The organism is Pseudomonas sp. TE3895 (assembly GCF_056278855.1).
Map to the genome: position 1 here is coordinate 419,011 of NZ_JBWBQE010000001.1, position 21,343 is coordinate 440,353.

Below are 21,343 nucleotides of genomic sequence, written 5' to 3' on the forward strand. Positions count from 1 at the left end.
CCGATGCCCGTCGCGCCAGGCAGAACATCCCAACGGGCCCAGCCCACACGAGAACAGGATCGCCCATGTCCTTTGCTTCCCTCGGTCTCTCCGAGGCTCTTGTCCGCGCTATCGAGGCTGCGGGCTACACCCAGCCGACCCCCGTGCAACAGCGGGCCATTCCCGCCGTGTTGCAAGGCCGCGACCTGATGGTTGCCGCACAGACAGGTACGGGTAAAACCGGCGGCTTCGCCCTGCCGATTCTCGAGCGCCTGTTCCCGGCCGGCCATCCCGACAAATCGCAGCGCCACGGCCCACGCCAGCCTCGCGTACTGGTCCTGACACCGACCCGCGAACTGGCAGCCCAGGTGCATGACAGTTTCAAGGTCTATGCCCGTGACCTGCCACTGGTCAGCGCCTGCATCTTCGGCGGCGTTGGCATGAACCCGCAGATCCAGGCCATTGCCAAAGGCGTTGATGTGCTGGTCGCCTGCCCAGGCCGCCTGCTGGATCTGGCCGGCCAAGGCAAGGTCGACCTGGCCCACGTGGAAATCCTGGTACTTGATGAAGCCGATCGCATGCTCGACATGGGCTTCATCCACGACGTCAAGAAGGTGCTCGCCCGCCTGCCGGCCAAGCGGCAGAACCTGCTCTTCTCGGCCACCTTCTCCAAGGACATCACCGACCTCGCCGACAAGCTCCTGCACAACCCGGAGCGTATCGAGGTCACCCCACCGAACACCACCGTCGAGCGTATCGAGCAGCGGGTGTACCGACTGCCTGCCAGCCACAAGCGTGCCCTGCTGGCGCACCTGATCACCCTGGGCGCCTGGGAACAGGTGTTGGTGTTCACCCGAACCAAGCACGGTGCCAACCGCCTGGCCGAGTACCTGGAAAAGCAAGGCCTGACCGCCGCCGCGATCCACGGCAACAAGAGCCAGAACGCTCGCACCAAGGCTTTGGCCGACTTCAAGGCCAACAGCGTGCGCGTACTGGTCGCCACCGACATCGCTGCCCGCGGCCTGGACATCGACCAGTTGCCCCACGTTGTCAACTTCGAGCTGCCGAATGTCGAGGAAGACTACGTCCACCGCATTGGCCGTACCGGCCGTGCCGGTCGTTCGGGCGAAGCTATTTCCCTGGTCGCGCCAGATGAAGAGAAGCTGCTCAAGAGCATCGAGCGGGTGACCAAGCAGCGCATCGCGGATGGCGACCTGATGGGCTTCGACGCCAGCCAGGTCGAAGCCGAGAAGCCTGAAGCACGCGAGCGCCCGCAAAACAACGGCCGCGGCGGCCGCAACCAGCAAGCCCGTGGCGAAGGTGCTAAAGACAGCAACGGCGGCCGCAAGGACAAAGGCAAGGACAAAGGCAAAGCCAGGCAGCAAGCTGCGGCCAAGCCGGACGAAAAGGAAAAGAGCGGCGACAAGCAGCAGCAGCCGCGCAAGCCGCGTGACAAGAAGCCACGCCCACAGCAGGCCAGCAATAACGGCGTGCCGAAACCGCCAGCAGACCGCGACCCGGAAGAGTTCCTGGACGACGAAGTCGATAACTTCGGTAACCGCGCCGACTATGTCAGTCCGTACCAGGGCAAGAACCAGGGCCGCAACCGCCGCCCAGGTGCTGCTGGCCAAGGTCAGGGGCAAGGCAATGGTCAACGCAGCAACGCTGGTGGCCAAGGCCAAGCCCGCAATGGCGGCCAGCCACGCAGTGGTGGCAGTGCCGGCGGAGAGAAACGCCCGCCCCGTGCCAACAACGGTGGCGGTGCCCGTCGTGATGGCGGCGGTGGCCGTGGTCGCCCTGCGCGTGACGATGCTGCCCGGCAAGAGCCGGCCGTGCGCAACCCGCGTCAGCCGGAAAAACAGCCAGTGATCATTCGCAAGGAGTCCAAACTGGACCGCTTCCCGACGCCTGAGCAACTGGATGACCTGCCAAGCCGCCCACGCGGTGAGCGCCCGGCGCTGCTGACCCGCAAGGGCTGATAGAAGTACCGAGGGGGCTGCTTGGCAGCCCTATCACGACACAAGGCCGATCCTGCAGAGAATTTCTTGATCTCTGCAGGATCGGCCTTGTGTCGTGATAGGGCCGCAAAGCGGCCCCCTCGGTTTTCAGCTGGCAGAAATTACTTCTGCTTCACACCTTCGACACTGATATCCAGGTCCAGGGTCTGCGAAGTAGCACCTGGGCCTTTGATGCCGAAGTCGTTCAGGTTCAGCGTGGTGGTGGCGTTGAAGCCAGCGCGCTCGCCACCCCATGGGTCCTTGCCTTCACCGTTGAAGGTAGCCTTGAACGTCACCGGTTTGGTGACACCGTGCATGGTCAGGTCGCCGGTCACGTCAGCCGTCTTGTCGCCAGTCGACTTGACGCTGGTGGAGACGAATTTGGCGTCCGGGTACTTCTTCACGTCGAGGAAGTCGGCGCTGGCGATGTGCTTGTCACGCTCGGCGTGGTTCGACCACAGGCTGGCAGTTTTCAAGTCGACGCTAATCTTGCTGGCTTCAGGCTTGGCACTGTCCCAGCTGAAGTTGCCGTCGAAATCCTTGAAAGTACCGTGGATGAAGCTGTAGCCCAGGTGGCTGATTTTCCAGTCAACGAACGCGTGCTGGCCTTCCTTGTCGATCTTGTACTCGGCAGCCATGGCCTGGCCAGCAGAGAGCAGAGCGGTACCGAGCGCCAGAGCGGCAAAAGTCTTTTTCAACATCCTGTTCCTTCCTGTGTAATTGAGGTTGAGAGTCAAGCTTTGCGGCCCAGCATGCGAGTCAGGGTCGCGTCACGGTCGATGAAATGATGCTTGAGCGCGGCAAGGGCATGCAGCACGGCAAAAATCACCAGCCCCCAAGCCAGCCACAAATGAACCACACCCGCCACATCTGCCTGGTCAGGCAGGTCGCTGATCAGTGCCGGCACTTCGAACAGGCCGAACACCGGAATGCCGACGCCGTCGGCGGTGGAAATCAGGTAACCGGCAACCATCACCGCAAACAGCCCAAGGTACAGGGCCAGGTGGCCCAGCTTGGCCGCCAGGCGTGTGATTGCGCCGTGGTTGGTGGGTGCCGGTGGTGGCGGGCTGATGAAACGCCAGACTACCCGCAGCAGCATCACCGCCAGCAGCACCAGGCCGATGCTCTTGTGCAGGTCCGGGCCAGCTTTGCGCCAAGGGCTGTAGTAGTCGAGGCCGACCATCCACAAGCCCAGGCCGAACAGGCCGAAAACTGCCAGCGCCACGCCCCAGTGCAGGATGATGCTGACCACGCCGTAGCGAGAAGGTGAATTGCGCAGTTGCATGTTGCGTGTTTCCCCGTGAAAGCTATGCACAGACTAACGCGTAACGTATCGAAGAAAAGCGGAAAAAATTGCTTTGGATTATCGAGGAATCCGATATTTATTCTGTTAGCTGACCATTAAGAAAACATTAACGATAGTCGGAGAGTTGGGGTTGCAGTGCCGGCCCTCAGGCTGCGAACAGGCCGACACTGTCGATCGATCAGCCCGCCTTGGCCTGGGTATTGGTTACAGCCTTCTTCGCAGGCTCCGACTTGGCTGTCGCCTTCTTCGTCTCGGCAGGCTTGTGGGCTGGCTTGTGCGCGGGCGCATGCTTGGCAGGAGCGGCTTTGGTTGCCGCAGGCTTGGCGGCCGCTTCCTTGGCTACAGGCGCAGGCGCGGCAGGAGCCGGAGCCGCCTGTGGAGCGGGCGCAGGTGCAGGCGCCACTTCCTCAGCCTTGGCTATTGGCTCAGCCTTCATCTCTGGCGTTTGCGCCCCACCAAACAGGCGCTTGAAGAAGCCTGGCTTGTCCTGCTTGGCCTCTTCGGCCTGCTTAGGCTCAGCTTTGGCCGGCGCCTTGTCAGCTTTGTCGCCCTTGTCGGACGAACCGCCGAACATATTGGAGAAGAATCCGCCCTTGCTCTCCTTGGCGGCCACCGCACCTGCCGCCGCCGCAACCGGCAGCGCCTTGGCCGGGTCGAACGACTTGCCGGCCAACAGGTCCTGTGCCTGGCTGGCCGCACGCTGGCCACTGCGCAGGGCGCCTTCCAGAGTGCCCGGATACAGGGCATCCGTGTGCTCACCGGCAAAGGTAATGCGCTGCACCGGACGTTCCCACAGGCGCCAGTATTTGCTGATCTGCCCCGGACCGTAGGCCAGGTAGGCACCACCCGTGCCAGCGTCCGCGCTGTATCGCTTGACCTCGTAACCGGTGAAAGCACCACGGGCCTGTGGGTAGAACGCATGCAGACGGATCAACACCTGGTCGACCATCTGCTTTTCACCAAACGCCTGCAGCAGGCGAGCGTTATCGCCGGACAGGTTGATCACCACATTGGCACCACCCTTGAGCGCCGGTTCGACCCACAGCATGCCGAGGCCGGCGTTACTGAAGATTTCGCCCGACATGCGTGCGCGGCTTTCCCATACGGGTTTCTTGAACTTGAGCATGATCTGGTCGCGCCAACCATAGTTGGTGCCCTTGAGCGCCGCCAGGTGTTGGCTGTCCAGGCCAGGGGTCATCTGAATCTTGGCCAGCGCGCGCAGGGGCACAGCCATGACCAGATAATCCGCCTTGTAGCCGACGCTGCCGACTTTTACCGTGACACCATCCTTGTCCTGGACAATGGCGGTAACCGGCGAGCTGGTCTTGATGGTTTTCAACTGCTTGACGAAAGCCTGGGCCAGCACCGGGCTGCCACCGGGCAGGCGCGCGGCGCGCAGGTCGCGGTCGCTGACGCCGCGGTACACGCGGTTCTGCTGGGCGAAGTACAGCAGCGACAGGCGCGACGGTTCATCGTAGCGGGTGCGGATCTGCTGATTGATCAACTGACGGGCGGTGGCCGGCAGTTGCAGTTTGTCCAGCCAGGTGGAGACGTTGATCTGGTCAAGGGCGAACAGCGTGCTGGTTGCCTGCGGGTTCAGCGGGTCATCGATCGAACGGGCCAGGTCATCAAGGGTTTTCTCGTAACGCTTGAGCGCCTCGGCAGTGGCCGGTTGCTTGGTGGCCAGGTCGCTGGCGCTGAAGTACTCGCCGTCGATCAAGTAACCCGGGGTACGCACGAACTCGGGCGCCGGCAGTGTTTCAAGCTTGAAACGGTCGAGGTACTGGTTGAGCACCGGCTGTGCCTTGGCGTTGCCGATCCACTCGCTGGTGGCCAGGCCCGAACGCCCGCCCATGCCCGCCTTGGCCTCCAGCAGGGTCACCTGCCAGCCTTTGTTCTGCAGCTCGTAGGCCGCCGTCAGGCCTGCCAGGCCACCCCCCACGACAATCGCCGTGGGCGTCTTGTCTTTTGCCAGCGCAGCGCCGCTGGACACACCAATCAATACCAACGCGCACAGGCGCACCCAAGCAGCAGCCATGTCGGCGAACTCCGAGTCAGAGGTTACAGAAACGGGGAGAGGCAGGAATGCCCCGGGAAGATGCGTTAAGAATACGTCAGGTCCGGTCACCCTGCCAGCGCAGTGACATCAAGTCCTTTTGGCAACTGACATTTTTGCCAGTAGCCATGTCACAGGGTGGTAGGCGAAGCTGGCGAAGATGGCCAAAAGCCCGCCAGGGGGGCTGCGCATGATCTTCGAGGAGCGTTTCAACCAAGTGGAGCGGCAGCTTCTGTTACACAAGCAGACGCTTCGCACAGCCTCAGGCCTGAGCTTCCACGCCAGCAGCACGTCCTGGATCGGCTTTCACGAAGCCTTCAAGGGCGAGGACGGTACCGAGCTGGTCATTGGTGAACACAGCGAAATTTCGATTGCGTTCGCTCAAGAGGTCGAGTCCCTGCGGCTGGAATACTACGTAGTCAGCGACTTTCTGAGCGAAGACCTGCACATGTTGTTCGATGCCGAGAACATCGACTATGACCTGGTTGCGCCATCCCCTCGCATTTTTTACTGGCTCACCCTCGAAGGTAGCGGCTTCCGGGACGCTCGCCCGGGCCCGATCGCTACACACCCCTACTACCAGGTAATTGACGGCCCCTTTCGGCGCCTGACCATCTCCACCTCGCACGCCGGCACCGTGCATATCCGCAAGCTGGAATGGACCGGCACCCACCGCCATTGAATGGCAGCGGTTGTCCTGCCCTGCGGCATTGCTTAGGCTTACGCGGACGAACCACGCCGCAAAGCCAGGAGAAGTGCCCATGGGCCTCAATGATCAGTGGATGCAACGCGACCTCAAGGTCCTGTGGCACCCCTGTACCCAGATGAAAGACCACGAGCAGCTGCCGCTGATCCCGATCAAGCGCGGCGAAGGCGTGTGGCTGGAAGACTTCGAGGGCAAACGCTACCTGGATGCGGTGAGCAGCTGGTGGGTCAACGTGTTCGGCCATGCCAACCCGCGCATCAACCAGCGCATCAAGGACCAGGTCGACCAGCTCGAGCACGTGATCCTGGCCGGTTTCAGTCATCAGCCAGTGATCGAGCTGTCCGAGCGCCTGGTCGCCATGACCCCGGCCGGTCTCGACCGGGTGTTCTATGCCGACAATGGCTCGTCGTGCATCGAAGTGGCGCTGAAGATGAGCTTCCACTACTGGCAGAACATCGGCAAACCGGACAAGAAGCGCTTCGTCACCCTGACCAACAGCTACCACGGCGAAACCATTGCCGCCATGTCGGTGGGTGATGTGCCGCTGTTCACCGAAACCTACAAGGCGCTGCTGCTCGACACCCTCAAGGTGCCAAGCCCTGACTGCTACCTGCGCCCCGAGGGCATGAGCTGGGAGGAGCACTCGCGCAACATGTTCCAGGCCATGGAGCAGACCCTGGCCGAACACCACGCCTCGATCAGCGCCGTGATCGTCGAGCCGCTGATACAGGGTGCCGGTGGCATGCGCATGTACCACCCGGTGTACCTCAAGTTGTTGCGCGAGGCCTGTGACCGCTACGACGTGCATCTGATCCATGACGAGATCGCCGTGGGCTTCGGCCGCACCGGCACGATGTTCGCCTGCGAGCAAGCCGGCATCCGCCCGGATTTCCTGTGCCTGTCCAAGGCCCTGACCGGCGGCTACCTGCCGCTGGCCGCCTGCCTGACCACCGACAAGGTGTACCAGGCGTTCTACGACGACTACCCGACACTGCGCGCGTTCCTGCACTCGCACAGCTATACCGGCAACCCGCTGGCGTGCGCTGCAGCGCTGGCGACCCTGGATATCTTCGAGCAGGACAACGTGATCGAGGCCAACAAGGCCCTGGCCACGCGCATGGCCACAGCCACTGCACATTTGGCCGATCATGCTCATGTTGCCGAAATACGCCAGACTGGCATGGCCCTGGCCATCGAAATGGTTCAAGACAAGGCAGGCAAGGTTGCCTACCCCTGGCAGGAGCGCCGTGGCCTGAAGGTGTTCGAGCACGCCCTGACCCGCGGCGCCCTGCTGCGACCGCTGGGCAGCGTGGTGTATTTCCTGCCGCCTTACGTGATCACCCCCGAGCAGATCGATTTCCTTGCCGAAGTGGCCAGCGAAGGCATCGATATCGCCACCCGCGACAGCGTCAGTGTCGCAGTACCGGCCAACTTCCACCCCGACTTCCGCGACCCGGGCTAGGCCCGAAAACCCGCCGCCGAGCCCTTGTAGGCGCGGGTTTACCCGCGCATGCGATGGTGGGATTACCGACGCATTCGCGGGTAAACCCGCTCCTACAAGGGGCACATGATCCCTTTCCGTTCGAGCTGAACCATGAGACTGTCCCGCTTCTTCATCGACGCCCCCCTGAGCCTTGGCGAGCACGACCTGCCCGAGGCCCAGGCCCATTACATTGGCCGCGTGCTGCGCATGGCCCCCGGCGACGCCGTGCAGCTGTTCGATGGCAGCGGCCAGGAATACCGTGGTCAGTTGCTCGAGGTGGGCAAGAAAACTGTCCGCGTCAGCCTTGACCAGGCCTTTGCCGGCCAGGCCGATTCACCGCTGCATGTGCACCTGGGCCAGGGCCTTTCCCGTGGCGAGCGCATGGACTGGGCCATCCAGAAGGCCACCGAGCTTGGTGCCAACGAAATCACCCCGATCGTCAGCGAACGCTGCGAAGTGCGCCTGAAAGATGAACGCGCCGACAAGCGCCTGGCCCACTGGCGCCAAGTGGCGATCAGCGCCTGTGAACAATGCGGGCGTTCTACCTTGCCCGTCATCCACCCACCTGTGACCCTGGCCGAATGGTTGAGCAGCACCGAGGCTGACCTGAAACTGGTCCTGCACCCGGTGGCCGAGCCGCTCACCAGCCATGCAAAGCCCGCAACCCTGGCCTTTGTGATCGGCCCCGAAGGCGGCCTGAGCGAAGCCGAAGTCGAGCAGGCCAAAGCCGCCGGCTTCCACGCAGCACGCCTTGGCCCGCGCGTGCTGCGCACCGAGACCGCGCCGGTGGTGGCGCTGTCGGTGGCACAGCAGTTGTGGGGCGACTTTTAACTAGCGCACGTAGAGCGACACCGCCACGAAGTGCATCAGGCTGCCAGCGATGACGAACAGGTGCCAGATGCCATGCCAGTGACGGAAGCGGCTGTCGAAGGCGAAGAAAATGATGCCGACGGTGTAGAACACGCCGCCGGCAGCCAACCAGGCGAAGCCGGCAGTGCCCAGCGAGTTCAGCAGTGGTTTGACTGCCACCAGCACGATCCAGCCCATTACCGCATAGATGATGATCGAGAGGATCCGCGCCTCGGAGCGCGGCTTGATCTCTTGCAACATGCCGATGATCGCCAGCCCCCAGACCACGCCGAACAGGCTCCATCCCCAAGGGCCGCGCAGGCTGACCAGGCAAAACGGCGTATAGCTGCCGGCAATCAACAGATAGATCGACAGGTGGTCGAGCTTGCGCATGATCACTTTCGCCCGCCCACGGGTGCTGTGGTACAGGGTGGAGATGCTGTACAGCAACAGCAGCGTGCCGCCGTAGATGGAGAAGCTGACGATCTTCCACGGGTCGCCTTGCAGGCCCGCGACCACAATCAGCCAGATGGCACCAATAGCAGCGAGGACGGCACCGACCAGGTGGGTCCAGGCGTTGAAGCGTTCACCGTAATACATGCAAACACAGACCTCCTGAGGTGGGCTGGGTTCCTGTTGTAATGTTGATGACCCCTTCGCGGGTAAACCCGCTCCTACAACTGAGCGCGCAGCCATTGTAGGAGCGGGTTTACCCGCGAAGAGGCCCTGCGCCTCACATCCTAACCAAGGTCAGGTTGCAGATCCGCGTCACGCACCAGCCTTTCCAAGGCGACCAGGTCCGGTACCCGCGCCACCTGCTCACCCACCTGCACCGCCGCCAGCTCCAACCTGCCCAGCGCCACATCCACGTAGTTCAGCTGGCTGTCGAGCTTGCACGAGCGCGGAATGTCCTGCAGCAACAGCGCCAGGTACCGCAAACCGGTATCGCCCAAAGCATTGAGCACCACCACGCGAGCCCGCTCGCCGCACGGCGTCTCACCACCGCACGCGGCCTCGAAACCGATCAACGGCAGGCGTTGCTGACGCCAGTCAATCCACCCCAGGTGCCAGGCGGGGTCGCCATGCTGGCACACCAGGTTACGCTGCCCGCTCAACTCGGCCACCGCCACGTTGGGCAACACCAGCGTGCGGTCCCCCAACGGTAGCAACAGCCCGGTCAGGCTGCTGCGCTGGCCGGAAATCAGTTCAAGCATGGGCCTGGCTCCAATGGGCGATGCTCTGCAACAGCAGCGACTCCTGGTACGGCTTGCCCAGGTATTCGTTGACGCCGATGGCCATGGCGCGGTCCCGGTGCTTCTGCCCGGTACGCGAGGTGATCATGATGATCGGCAAGTCTTTCAACCGTGCGTCACGGCGGATGCGTGTGGCCACCTCGAAGCCGTCCATGCGCGGCATTTCGATGTCCAGCAACAACACGTCGGGCCGGTGCTCTTCCAGCAGGGCCATGGCATCGACGCCATCCTTGGCCGTGAGCACGCTCATGCCGTGGCGCTCCAGCAGGCGGCTGGTCACCTTGCGTACGGTTACCGAATCGTCCACCACCATCACCAGCAAGGCACGGCGCGGTGCCGGGCCAAGCAACTGGCGTTGGCTACCGCCTCCGGGCAGGCGGGCCAGCCGTCGCTGCTGGCCGCGCAGCTGGCCCAGCAGGTCAAGAATCAGTACCACCCGGCCATCGCCCAGCAGTGTCGCCCCCGATAACCCGGCAACCGCGGCAAACTGCGGCCCCAGGCTTTTCACCACGATCTCACGGCTGGGCGACAGGTTGTCGGCCTGGATGGCGAACGACTGCTCCTTGGAATGCACCAGCAGCACCGGCAACGGCACACTTTGCCCCAGCAGCGCCGGGCGCGGCAGGCCTTGCAGCAACTCGCCCAGGTAGCGCAGCTCGTATTCGTGGCCGGCATAGACATAGCGCGGCGAGTCCAGCTGGTAGCACGCCGCAAGCTCGGCAGGTGGCACGCGGACGATGCCCTCGATGGTATTGAGCGGAATGGCGTATTGCTCTTCGCCCAGGTGCACCATCAGCGCACGGTTGATCGACACGGTGAACGGCAGGCGGATCAGGAAACGCGCCCCCTTGCCCTGCGCCGACTCGATACTCATCGAGCCACCCAGTTGCTTGACCTCCTCGTGCACCACATCCATGCCCAGCCCGCGCCCGGAAATCTGGGTAATCTTTTCGGCGGTGGAAAAGCCTGGCCGCAGGATGAACTGCAGGATTTCGTGATCACTCAACTGCGCCTGCGGGTCCAATAGGCCGCGCTTGATGGCCTTGCGCCGCACCGCTTCCAGTGGCACACCAGCACCATCATCCGTCATTTCGATGACGATATCGGCGCCCTCATGCAGCAAATTCAGGTGAATGGTGCCCTGCTCCGGCTTGCCGGCGGCCAGGCGCATTGCGCGGCTTTCCAGGCCGTGGTCAACGGCGTTGCGCAGCATATGCTCCAGCGGCGCCACCATACGTTCCAGCACGCTGCGGTCCAGTTCGCCCTCGGCATTGCCAACCACCAGTTCCACCTGCTTGCCCAGCTCGCTGGCCACCTGCCGCACCACGCGCTGCAAGCGCGGCACCAGGCGCTCGAACGGCACCATCAGGGTGGCAGTCAGGCCCTCCTGCAACTGGCTGTTCACCCGCGCCTGCTGTTGCAGCAGGCTGTAGGCCTCCTGAGCACGCTGAGCCAGGGTTTCCTTCAGGTCGAGCAGGTCCGAGGCAGACTCGAAGAGGGCCCGTGACAGCTGCTGCAGCTGGGAGTGGCGGTCCATTTCCAGCGGGTCGAAGTCGTCATAGGCATCGCCTTCGAACTGCTGCCGGCTGGAGATTCGCCCCTGGGTCTCGACATCCAGACGCAGCAACTGATCACGCATGCGCTCGAGTGTGGTTTCCATCTCGTTGAGGGCGAACTGCGCGTCGTTGACCTGCTGCTCGATGCGCCCCCGGATGATCGAGTGCTCGCCGGCCAGGTTACCCAGGTCGTCGAGCAGCTCGGCGTCGACCTTGACCATGTCACCCGGTGCCCGCTCTGGTGCTGCTGCCGGAACTTCGGCGGTTGCAGCTTCTGGCGGCCCCTGGCCTGCGGCAGTGTCTGTCAGTGCGGCGCTGCTGAAGTTGCGAATGTAGTCGATCAGCGCCGTGGCGGCATGCAGCGGCTGCCCCAGGCGCACAGCGTCAAGCATATGCGCCAGCCGGTCGTGGCAGTTCTGCAGCAGTGCGAACAGTGGCGCGCTTGGCGGCAATCTACCCGCAGCCAACAGCTCGTAGAGGAACTCCAGTTCGTGGGCCAGGTCGCCGATCGGGGTGATTTCGACCATGCGCGCCACGCCTTTGAGGGTGTGCAGGTCGCGCATCAGGTTGTCCACCTCGACGCTGCTGCGCGGGTCGGCCTGCCAGCGCGCCAGGGCCGCTGCGGCGCTCTCGACGATGTCCGAGCTTTCTTCCAGGAACACTTCCAGCAGCTCTTCGCCGGGGCTTTCCGGCTCCTCGGCAAGCGGCTCTGCCACCTGCGGCTGCAACGGCGGGTGTGGCAGCCCCAAGGTATCGGCCAGGTCCATGTCCGGGTGCAGCGGTGTGACCGTATCGATGCCCACCAGGCCGGTGGCATCCGGCGCCAGGGCCTGGTCCAGCAGGTTGCGCAGGCTGTCGACCAGCTCCGGGCGCGGTGGAATATCCTGCCCGGCCGCCACTTCGTCCAGCATGTCCAGCAAGGCCTCATGGGCCCGCTGGGCCTGGCTGAAGAAGCGGGCATCGGCAGGCAGGCTGCCCTCCTCCACCGCGCCATACAGGTCCAGCAACGCCTCGCACACCTCATCCATCTGCCACAGGTCGGCCAGGTGCGCAGCGTGCCCCAGGGTGGTCATCTGGTCGAGCAGGTTATCCAGTGCGTCACGCTGGGCGGGCTGTTGCTGCCAGCGCGACAACAACGTCTCTGCATCGAGCAGAATGTCCATGGCCTGCGCCAGGAAGCTGGCGACCAACTGCGGATCACGCTTGCTGCGGCCGGCAGGGTGCGAGTCTTCATGCAGACTGGCCAGGCGGCCGTCCACGGCCTGGCCCACCTGCTCGATCAGTTCCGCGGCGCCGGGAATGGCGGCCAGCGGTGTGCTATCGAGTTGCGCCAAGCCCAGATGGAACAACGACCGCGCAGCTTCCAGCCACTCCATCTCGGCCATTTGCAGTGGCAGTTGATGACCCTTGTATTCACGGGCCAGGCGGTCGAAGGCGGTGGCCAGTTCGGCGACCGGCATCACCCCGGCCATGGCGGCACTGCCTTTGAGCGTGTGCAAGGCACGCTGCAAGTCATCACTGACCGGCGTGTCGTGGCCACCGGCGCTTTGCAGATAAACCTCAAGGCTGGCCAGATGGCCCTGCGCCTCGGTACGAAAAATGCCCAGCAACTGCGGATCGAGGCCATCGACACCGGCAGCCGCCGGGGCATCGTTTTCGGCCAGGCTGTGCAGGTGCCCGGCCAATTGCTCGATTTCAGTCAGTTGCGGCAACTGGCCGGCGGCAAAGTCGGCCAGCAAGTCAGGCAGGTGAACGAACACCTGCTGCAGCGCTACAACCCCTTCCGGGGTGAGCACGCTGCGGCCCTCGAGCACCCGGTTCAGCAGGTGCTCGGCGCCCCAGGCCAGTTCAGCCACCGCCTCGGCATGCACCATGCGGCCACTGCCTTTGAGTGTATGCAGCGCGCGACGCACTTCGCCCAGCGCCTCGCGCTGCTGGTTGTCGGCACGCCAGCGCAGCCAGTGGCGCTCGATTTCCGGCAGCAGCTCACCCGCTTCATCAAGGAACACCTCGCGAAGCTCGTCATCGATGCCGTCGCCACTGCCGTCCAGGTCTGCGCTGGCCCCGACCACCGCGCACTGCACACCCAGCGCCGCCAAGCTGGCCCGTGCCATCTCGATAAAGGGTTGGCCATCGGCCAGCGGGTCGGCCGCCCGCCATTGCAGGTAGCATTCGGCAGCGCTCAGCGCCTCGGCCAAGTGCGTCAGCTCATCAACCGGCGGCTCTTCCTCCAGGTGCTGCAACCAACGCTGCACATAGCTTGCGCAGCCGACAAACAGCTCGGCCACGGCGGGCAGCATCAACATGGCCAGTGCCCCGCGGATCTGCTGCAACAGCCCCGGCAAGGGTTGCAGGCGTTGCCGGGGCCAGTCGGACTCCAGGTAATCGCCGATCAGATCCTTGGCCTGCTGCAACACGTTCAGCGCTTCATGCAGCACCAGCTGGCGTATCTCGGCCAGGTCCGAGCCCGGCAGGCTGCCTTGGCCGTTTTCCTCCAAAGGGCCGACCATGCCGTTCAGGGAGGCCTCCACGTACAGCAGGGCCCCCGCCACATCCATCAACACCGCGTCGTCCACCGCCCGCTCGCCCTGAGCCAATGCCTGCAACGCCAGCACCTGGTCGATGATCACCCGCCGCGGTTGCTGAAAGCCCAGTACCGCCAGGGTGTCAGCCACGTGGCGCAACGGCGCCAACAGCGCATCGAGCTGTTCGCGGTGCTGACGGTCGCCGCGCCCGAACTGGTCCAGGCGCTCCTTGATGCGCATCAAGTCATCGCACAGTGCAGTCACCACCGAACGCAGCGCATCGCGCCCCGACCCGGCCTGCAGCTGGTCACGCCAGTTGCCCAGCGACAGGTCGAGGTTGGCAAGGTCATCGTCACCCGCAAAGCGTTGGGCGGCACCGGTCATCAGGCTGGCCTGGGCCAGCGGTTCCTCCCCACGGCAGGCACGCAGCTGGTTGAGCAACGGCAGCATTACCAGTGGCAGGTCGTGACGGGCACCGCGCAACCGCTCCAGGTACGAGGGCAACTGCTCCAGGCCGCGGAACAATGCGCCCAGGCAATCACCCCGGGGGCTGACCTGACCGTCGGCCAATGCCTTGGCGAACAGCTCCAGCTCCTCGGCCAGGCGCGTGGCGCCGCGCAGTTCGAGCATGCGCAGGCAGCCGTGCACCTGGTGCAGGTTATCGACCACAAAAGCCATCATCGACAGGTCACCCGTCTCGCCGGCAAAGCGCTCCAGCGCCTGCCGTGCCTGGCCCAGGCAATCGAGGATGGCGGCCTTTGTCCAGGCCAGCGCCACTGTTTCGTGACGCTCGGGGCTTACTGCAGAAGCCATGGTCACTATTCCTTAACGCGGCTCGGTCGGTGGTGGCAGGGTGAAACCGGACACCGAACGGCGCATCTCGCTGGCCATGCGGGCCAAGTGGCGGATGCTGTCGGCGGTGGCACCGGAGCCGGCAGAGGTTTGCGCGGTAATCTGCTGGATCACCGCCATGGTGTGGGAGATCTGCCCGGCCGACGAGGTCTGCAACTGGGCAGCGTCGGAGATGCTGTGGATAAGGTCGGCGAGGTTCTGCGATACCCCTTCGATCTCGGCCAGCGCCACCCCGGCATCCTGGGCCAGGCGTGCACCACGCACCACTTCGGCGGTGGTCTGCTCCATGGAGATCACCGCTTCGTTGGTATCGGCCTGGATGGTACGCACCAGCGCCTCGATCTGGCGGGTGGCAGACGATGAGCGCTCAGCCAGGCGCTGCACCTCGTCGGCAACCACGGCAAATCCGCGGCCGGCCTCACCGGCCAGCGAGGCCTGGATAGCGGCGTTCAGGGCAAGAATGTTGGTCTGGTCGGCAATGTCGTCGATCAGGCTGACGATGTCGCCGATTTCCTGTGAGGACTCGCCCAGGCGCTTGATCCGCTTGGCGGTGTCCTGGATCTGCTCGCGAATGTTGTCCATGCCGTTGATGGTGTTGTGCACCACCTCGTTGCCCTTGTTGGCGATGGCCACCGAACGCTCGGCCACCTTGGCCGATTCGTAAGCATGCGCCGAAACCCGATCGATCGACTCGACCATGTCGCCCACCGCCTCGGACGCCTCGCTGATCTGTGCAGCCTGGTGCTCGGAGGCCTTGGCCAGCTGCCGCGCAGTGTTCTGCGTGTCCTGCACGGCGGCAGCGACCTGCATTGCACTGTGGTTGATGGTGGCGACCAGGTCGCGCAACTGGTCCACGGAATAGTTGATCGAGTCGGCAATGGCGCCGGTAAAGTCTTCAGTCACCGATACGGTCACCGTCAGGTCGCCATCTGCCAGCTCTTCGATTTCGTCGAGCAGGCGCATGATGGCCTGCTGGTTGCGTTCGTTCTTTTCTGCGGTCTCGCGCAGTTGGCGGTTGGTGGTGCGCACCATGACCAGGCCGATGAGGATGATCGAGGCCAGCGCCAGCAGCCCCAGGGCATAGCCGCCAACGGTGTCGAGGGTGCGCCCGCCAGCCAGGTTCTCGAAACCGTTCGCCAGGTGCGACGCTTCGTCGAGCAGGGTTTGCGAAAGGCTGAAGATGTTGCCCGCAGCCTCCCGCACACGGAACAGTTCGGGCGAGGTTTCAAGGATTTCATCCACCGAACCGGCAACGAACTGGAACAACTCGGCGATTTCGGCCAGCCGCGCACGCGCGTCGGCGTCCTCGACGCGGGTTATCTGGATTGTCGCATTGCCATTGAGCATGCCCTCCAGCACCTGGCCAAAGCGCCCGGCGTCACGGCCGAAGGCATCGGCCGCCTGGGCGGCGCTGTCGTCACCGGCCAGCACGGTGTTGACCGAGCCAAGGATACGTTCGGCCAGCAACAGCTGGCGCTGGGCCACCGCAACCTGATTGGCCGGGGCACCGCTCTGCAGCAGGATCTCGACCACTTTTTCGTATTCCACCTGCAACTGCGGCACGGTCTCGGCCAGGGTCGCTGCCACCTGGTGCAGCGACAGCACGGTCTGCTCGCTGGCCAGGATGATGTCGGTGTTCTTGCGCAGGTTTTCCCAGTCGCGGCGTACCGATTCCATCTCGTCACGCACCGAAGGTGGCGCAGGCGGCAGGCCAGTGGACTTGTCACCCTGGCGCAGGTAGCCCCAGCGTCGTTCGAAATCATTGCGTGCATCCGACAGCAGCTTGAAAGCCAGGGCCTTGCCGGTGGCCGCCTCGGTGGCGTTCTTGGCGATACGCTGCGACAGCACGCGCAGCTCGCCGGCATGGCCGATGTACTGCTTGTCGTAGTTGGATTGGGTATTCAGGTAAGCAAAGTTGGCGAACAGCAAGATGATCGAAAGGATCAGGATCAGGAACAGCACGGTGATCTGCGCGATGCTGCGGGTACGTGGGCTCACGGTGGTGGCAGTGACGGGGGTGGCAGGCTTGTTCACGTTCGCAGGTCCTATAACGCCACATCGAGAAAGCCTGGCGCCTGGGCCAAGGCAAAGGGGCTGAAGATCGCCCAGTTACGTTCACGCGGAAAATACCCCTGCACAAAGCGCGCAGCGGCAAGGATCAGAGGCTGCGGCGGCGACAGCTGCAGGCTGTCGAGGGCAAAGTGCTGAAGGCCCAGCACCTCGTCGACCAGCAAACCGACGAACAGGTCGTCGTGATCCAGCACCAGCACTCGCCGCTGCTTGCCCGGTGCGGCGTGGCCAAGGCCGAAGAAGCAGCTCAGGTCCATCACCGGCAACAACCGGCCACGCAGGTTGGCCACCCCGCACACCCACGGCTGCACGCCGGGGACGCGGCTACTGCGCGGTTCGCGCAGCACCTCGGCCACTTCGCCCATGGGCGCGACGAACCACTGCCCGGCAATGCGAAAGCCAATGCCGCTCCACTGCTGCACGCGGTTGTCCTGCGGCGGCTGGTCGGCGACCAGCAGGCGGCAGCGCCGGTCGATGTCCAGCAATAACTCAAAGGCGGTCAGCGACGCGCCTTGCGGGCGGGTGGTCAAGCCCCCAGCACTTCTTTGAGCTTGGCGATCAGCGCCTCCTCTTCCACCGGTTTGGTCAGGAAGTCACGGGCACCCTGGCGCGTGGCCCAGATACGGTCGGTTTCCTGGTCCTTGGTGGTTACCACGATCACTGGAATAGCGCTGGTTTCCGGGTCCTTGCTGAGCTGGCGGGTGGCCTGGAAGCCGTTCATGCCAGGCATGACAATGTCCATCAGCACCGCGTCGGGCTTGTCCTGCCGGGCCAGGGCCACGCCGTCGGCACCGTTGCTGGCCTTGAGCACCTGGTAGCCGTGCTTTTCCAGCCATTCGGTCAATCTGTACATCTCTGTCGGCGAGTCGTCGACAATCAGAACTCGGGCCATGCTGTTTCCCCATCAGGAAAGTAGGACCGCGCCATGGCGGGGCTCGGTCAGGGTGCGTGTTGTTGAGGTGCGGCAAACCCGGGCACATGGGCGCGGATCGCGTCGAGCAGTTCTTCCTTGCTGAACGGTTTGGTCAGGAACTGATCGGAACCGACCACCCGGCCGCGGGCCTTGTCGAACAGGCCATCGCGGGACGACAGCAGGATAACCGGGGTGTCCTTGAAGGCACTGTTGTGCTTGATTACCGCGCAGGTCTGGTAGCCGTCCAGGCGTGGCATCAGCACATCGACGAAAATGATACTGGGCTGATGGTCGACGATCTTGGCCAGGGCATCGAAGCCATCGCTGGCGGTGATTACCTCGCAGCCCGCTTCACCGAGCAACATCTGCGCGGTGCGGCGGATCGTGCGGGAATCGTCGATCACCATCACCTTCAGGGGTTGTTCCATAGACGCCTACCAGTAGGATTGAAGCCGCAAGTTGCAAGCGGCAAGCTGCAAGAAAGCAGCTCGGCGCATGGATGCTCTTTTCTTGAGGCTTGTAGCTCAAGGCTTGCAGCTGCATTTTTAGCATACTCCGGATGGCCATTCCATCTGCCGCGCCCCTTGACCGTCGGCGTTCGCGGCGCCACCCTGAGCCACTTTTCTTTCGATCCACCGCGGCCACCTGCCGCCAAGAGGACCCACCATGAGCGTTCGCCTCGGCATTGTGATGGACCCCATCGCGTCCATCTCCTACAAGAAGGACAGCTCGCTGGCCATGCTGCTGGCCGCCCAGGCACGCGGCTGGAGCTTGTTCTACATGGAACAGCAAGACCTGTACCAGGGCGAAGGCAAGGCCCGCGCCCGCATGCGCCCGCTGACGGTGTTTGCCGACCCTGCACGCTGGTTCGAACTGGGCGAGGAGCAGGACAGCCCGCTGGCCGAGCTGGACGTGATCCTGATGCGCAAGGACCCGCCCTTCGACATGGAGTTCGTCTATAGCACTTACCTGCTGGAACAAGCTGAGAACGACGGCGTACTGGTGGTAAACCGCCCGCAAAGCCTGCGCGACTGCAACGAGAAGATGTTCGCCACGCTGTTCCCGCAATGCACCACCCCGACCCTGGTCAGCCGCCGCCCGGACATCATTCGCGAATTCACCGCCAAGCATGCCGACGTGATCCTCAAGCCACTGGATGGCATGGGCGGTACGTCGATCTTCCGTCACCGAGCGGGCGACCCCAACCTGTCGGTGATCCTGGAAACCCTGACCGCACTGGGCACCCAGCAGATCATGGCCCAGGCCTACCTGCCGGCAATCAAGGACGGCGACAAGCGCATCCTGATGATCGATGGCGAGCCAGTGGACTATTGCCTGGCACGCATTCCGGCCAGCGGCGAAACCCGTGGCAACCTGGCCGCGGGCGGGCGTGGCGAAGCCCGCCCACTGACCGAGCGCGACCGCTGGATCGCCGCTCAGGTCGGCCCGACGCTGCGCGAGAAGGGCCTGCTGTTCGTTGGCCTGGACGTGATCGGCGACTACCTCACCGAAATCAACGTCACCAGCCCCACCTGTATCCGCGAAATCGATGCCGCCTACAACACCGATATCGGTGGCAAGCTGATGGATGCCATTGATCGCAAGCTAAAGGCACGCTGACAGCCAACGCGAAGTAAAGCCGTAGAGTGGGGTATGATGCCGGTCCTATTCGACTGAGCTGCTGCCCCGCCCTGCGGTTGCTGGATACCTGATGACGCACCCCGCTGACGTCCCTGCCGACCTGCTGCCTCCCCGTGTTCGCCCTGCGGACCGGCTTGGCTTCACCCTGTTCCTGGCTGCGCTGGTGCACCTGGCGCTGATCCTTGGCGTCGGCTTCACCGTGGTCAAGCCTGCCGAAATCCGCCACACCATGGACATCACCCTGGCCACCTTCAAGAGCGAGAAACCGCCCGAGAAGGCTGACTTCCAGGCCCAGGACAACCAGCAAGGCAGCGGCACCCTGGACAAGAAAGCGGTGCCCAAGACCACCGAGCTGGCGCCGTTCCAGGACAGCAAGATCAACAAGATCACCCCACCGCCTGCGGCCAGGCCCGAGGTGGTCCCACCCCCTCCCCCGAAAAAGTCGGCGGTGGTGACTACTGCGCCCAAGCCGCACAAGGTCGAACCCAAACCCAAGGAAAGCAAGGCGCAGCCCAAGCCAGCCGCGCCGGCGCCGGACTTCGACAGCTCGCAGCTGTCCAGCCAGATCGCCAGCCTGGAGGCGGAGCTGTCCAACGAGCAGCAGATGTACGCCAAGCGCCCGCGCATCCATCGCCTGAACGCCGCGTCGACCATGCGCGACAAGGGTGCCTGGTACAAGGAAGAGTGGCGCAAGAAGGTCGAGCGCGTGGGTAACCTCAACTACCCCGATGAAGCACGCCGACAGCAAATCTACGGCAACTTGCGCATGATGGTGTCGATCAACCGCGATGGCTCGCTGTACGAGGTGCTGGTACTGGAATCATCCGGGCAGCCCGTGCTGGACCAGGCGGCGCAACGCATCGTGCGGCTGGCCGCGCCGTTTGCACCGTTTACCGGGGATATGGCCGAGTTCGACCGGCTGGAGATCATCCGCACCTGGCGCTTTGCCCGTGGGGACCGTTTGTCCAGTAATTGAGTTCAGCCTTGGTGTAGGGCTTTCGGTGTGTGCTAGCGCGGATATCGAGCGCCGCGCGGGCGGCGCTCGCTCTCAAAAGCGCCAAAAACCTCAAGCCAAGCGCCAACCAGACGACACAAATCCGCACCTTGTCAGTCTCGCCACCTGGCGCCACACTATCCCCCATGAAAACCCTCGCACCCAGCTACCTCAAGCACCAGTTCCTGATCGCCATGCCGCACATGGCCGATCCGAACTTCGCCCAGACCCTCACGTATATCGTCGAGCACAATGAGCATGGCGCCATGGGCCTGGTGGTCAACCGACCACAGGAACTGAGCCTGGCCGACATCCTCGAGCAACTGCGCCCGGACGAAACGCCGCCGGCCAGCACCTTGCAGGTGCCGATCTACCAGGGTGGCCCGGTACAAACCGACCGCGGCTTCGTGCTGCACAGCAGCGAGTGCAGTTTCCAGGCCAGCGTGGCGCTGGAAGGGCTGTCGCTGACCACGTCACAGGACATATTGCTGGCTATCGCCGCCGGGGTGGGCCCGAAGCAGAGCCTGATCACCTTGGGCTATGCCGGTTGGGAAGCGGGCCAACTGGAAGCGGAACTGGCCGACAACGCCTGGCTGAACTGCCCGTTCGACCCGGAAATCGTCTTCGGCATGGCCAGCGACCTGCGCCTGGAGGCTGCTGCCGCCAGCCTGGGGATTAACCTGCACCTGCTGACCAGCCAGGCGGGCCACGCCTGATGGCTGAGCTACGCCTGCTGCTGGGCTTCGACTATGGCAGCAAACAGATCGGCGTGGCCGTCGGCCAGGTGATTACCGGCCAGGCCCGCGAACTGTGCACCCTGAAGGCGCAGAACGGCGTACCGGACTGGGCCCAGGTGGAAAAGCTGATTGCCGAATGGAAGCCAGATGCCATTGTCGTCGGCCTGCCGCTGAACATGGACGGCACGCCCAGCGAAATGAGCGCCCGCGCCGAAAAGTTCGCCCGCCGCCTGAACGGCCGTTTCAACCTGCCCGTGCACACGCACGACGAGCGCCTGACCACCTTCGAGGCCAAAGGCGAGCGTATGGCCCGTGGCGGCCAGCGTGGCAGCTACCGCGACAATCCGGTCGATGCCATTGCCGCTGCCTTGCTGCTGCAAGGCTGGCTGGAGGCCAATACCTGATCATCTTTGCCGCCGGGCCCAC

At 63.8% G+C, this 21,343-nt stretch carries 18 protein-coding genes; 8 read left to right on the top strand and 10 right to left on the bottom strand.

Features of this window, described 5'->3' with window-relative positions:
- Positions 1-65: 65 nt before the first annotated feature.
- Positions 66-1,958, top strand: a complete 1,893-nt coding sequence (locus tag ACZ889_RS01855) for a DEAD/DEAH box helicase (RefSeq protein ID WP_476257146.1) — start codon at positions 66-68, stop codon at positions 1,956-1,958.
- Between the two features lie 140 nt (positions 1,959-2,098).
- Here ACZ889_RS01855 and ACZ889_RS01860 read toward each other — a convergent pair whose 3' ends face one another.
- The 3 genes from ACZ889_RS01860 to ACZ889_RS01870 all read right to left on the bottom strand — a co-directional run bounded on the left by ACZ889_RS01860 (position 2,099) and on the right by ACZ889_RS01870 (position 5,320).
- Positions 2,099-2,677, bottom strand: a complete 579-nt coding sequence (locus tag ACZ889_RS01860; protein ID WP_003249350.1) for a YceI family protein — start codon at positions 2,675-2,677, stop codon at positions 2,099-2,101.
- A gap of 32 nt (positions 2,678-2,709) precedes the next feature.
- A complete protein-coding gene (locus ACZ889_RS01865) occupies positions 2,710-3,261 on the bottom strand; it encodes a cytochrome b (protein WP_012053906.1) in 552 nt (183 codons plus the stop codon).
- A 199-nt stretch (positions 3,262-3,460) separates the two neighbouring features.
- Positions 3,461-5,320: a flavin monoamine oxidase family protein gene (locus tag ACZ889_RS01870; protein ID WP_004576719.1), complete on the bottom strand. Its 1,860-nt coding sequence runs from the start codon at positions 5,318-5,320 to the stop codon at positions 3,461-3,463.
- Positions 5,321-5,528: 208 nt separating this feature from the next.
- Between ACZ889_RS01870 and ACZ889_RS01875 the strand changes: the two genes are divergently transcribed.
- From ACZ889_RS01875 to ACZ889_RS01885, 3 genes are all read left to right on the top strand, one after another.
- Positions 5,529-6,020 (top strand): hypothetical protein, encoded by a 492-nt coding sequence (locus tag ACZ889_RS01875; RefSeq protein ID WP_014754666.1) that lies wholly within the window; start codon positions 5,529-5,531, stop codon positions 6,018-6,020.
- Between the two features lie 79 nt (positions 6,021-6,099).
- On the top strand, positions 6,100-7,506 hold the full coding sequence (locus ACZ889_RS01880; protein ID WP_003249342.1) for an adenosylmethionine--8-amino-7-oxononanoate transaminase: 1,407 nt from the start codon (positions 6,100-6,102) through the stop codon (positions 7,504-7,506).
- 132 nt (positions 7,507-7,638) lie between these two features.
- Positions 7,639-8,358 carry a 16S rRNA (uracil(1498)-N(3))-methyltransferase gene (locus ACZ889_RS01885; protein WP_004576721.1) on the top strand — a complete coding sequence of 240 codons (720 nt, stop codon included), beginning with the start codon at positions 7,639-7,641 and terminating at the stop codon, positions 8,356-8,358.
- Here the strand turns inward: ACZ889_RS01885 and trhA are convergent, their stop codons facing one another.
- The 7 genes from trhA to ACZ889_RS01920 all read right to left on the bottom strand — a co-directional run bounded on the left by trhA (position 8,359) and on the right by ACZ889_RS01920 (position 17,973).
- Positions 8,359-8,976, bottom strand: coding sequence for a PAQR family membrane homeostasis protein TrhA (gene trhA, locus ACZ889_RS01890; RefSeq protein ID WP_019436736.1), 618 nt, complete (start codon positions 8,974-8,976; stop codon positions 8,359-8,361).
- A gap of 140 nt (positions 8,977-9,116) precedes the next feature.
- The gene (locus tag ACZ889_RS01895; RefSeq protein WP_003249336.1) at positions 9,117-9,590 is read right to left on the bottom strand and encodes a chemotaxis protein CheW; all 474 of its coding nucleotides are present in this window, start codon (positions 9,588-9,590) and stop codon (positions 9,117-9,119) included.
- The gene (locus ACZ889_RS01900; protein WP_180689152.1) at positions 9,583-14,523 is read right to left on the bottom strand and encodes a hybrid sensor histidine kinase/response regulator; all 4,941 of its coding nucleotides are present in this window, start codon (positions 14,521-14,523) and stop codon (positions 9,583-9,585) included. The genes ACZ889_RS01895 and ACZ889_RS01900 overlap by 8 nt, the downstream gene beginning before the upstream one ends.
- Positions 14,524-14,535: 12 nt before the next feature.
- Complete coding sequence (locus ACZ889_RS01905; RefSeq protein WP_223817433.1) at positions 14,536-16,560, bottom strand: methyl-accepting chemotaxis protein; 2,025 nt, start codon at positions 16,558-16,560, stop codon at positions 14,536-14,538.
- Positions 16,561-16,607: 47 nt separating this feature from the next.
- A complete protein-coding gene (locus ACZ889_RS01910) occupies positions 16,608-17,162 on the bottom strand; it encodes a chemotaxis protein CheW (protein WP_003249330.1) in 555 nt (184 codons plus the stop codon).
- Positions 17,159-17,524: a twitching motility response regulator PilH gene (gene pilH / locus ACZ889_RS01915; protein ID WP_014592657.1), complete on the bottom strand. Its 366-nt coding sequence runs from the start codon at positions 17,522-17,524 to the stop codon at positions 17,159-17,161. The genes ACZ889_RS01910 and pilH overlap by 4 nt, the downstream gene beginning before the upstream one ends.
- A gap of 47 nt (positions 17,525-17,571) precedes the next feature.
- On the bottom strand, positions 17,572-17,973 hold the full coding sequence (locus ACZ889_RS01920) for a response regulator (protein WP_010955560.1): 402 nt from the start codon (positions 17,971-17,973) through the stop codon (positions 17,572-17,574).
- A gap of 238 nt (positions 17,974-18,211) precedes the next feature.
- On the opposite strand from ACZ889_RS01920, the gene gshB reads away from it, so the two are divergent.
- The 4 genes from gshB (at position 18,212) to ruvX (ending at position 21,321) form a co-directional block, all read left to right on the top strand.
- On the top strand, positions 18,212-19,165 hold the full coding sequence (gene gshB, locus ACZ889_RS01925) for a glutathione synthase (protein ID WP_121784159.1): 954 nt from the start codon (positions 18,212-18,214) through the stop codon (positions 19,163-19,165).
- A 91-nt stretch (positions 19,166-19,256) separates the two neighbouring features.
- Positions 19,257-20,162 carry an energy transducer TonB gene (locus tag ACZ889_RS01930; RefSeq protein WP_476257147.1) on the top strand — a complete coding sequence of 302 codons (906 nt, stop codon included), beginning with the start codon at positions 19,257-19,259 and terminating at the stop codon, positions 20,160-20,162.
- A gap of 164 nt (positions 20,163-20,326) precedes the next feature.
- On the top strand, positions 20,327-20,896 hold the full coding sequence (locus tag ACZ889_RS01935) for a YqgE/AlgH family protein (protein ID WP_003249318.1): 570 nt from the start codon (positions 20,327-20,329) through the stop codon (positions 20,894-20,896).
- A complete protein-coding gene (ruvX, locus tag ACZ889_RS01940) occupies positions 20,896-21,321 on the top strand; it encodes a Holliday junction resolvase RuvX (RefSeq protein WP_003249316.1) in 426 nt (141 codons plus the stop codon). The genes ACZ889_RS01935 and ruvX overlap by 1 nt, the downstream gene beginning before the upstream one ends.
- Positions 21,322-21,343: the final 22 nt, after the last annotated feature.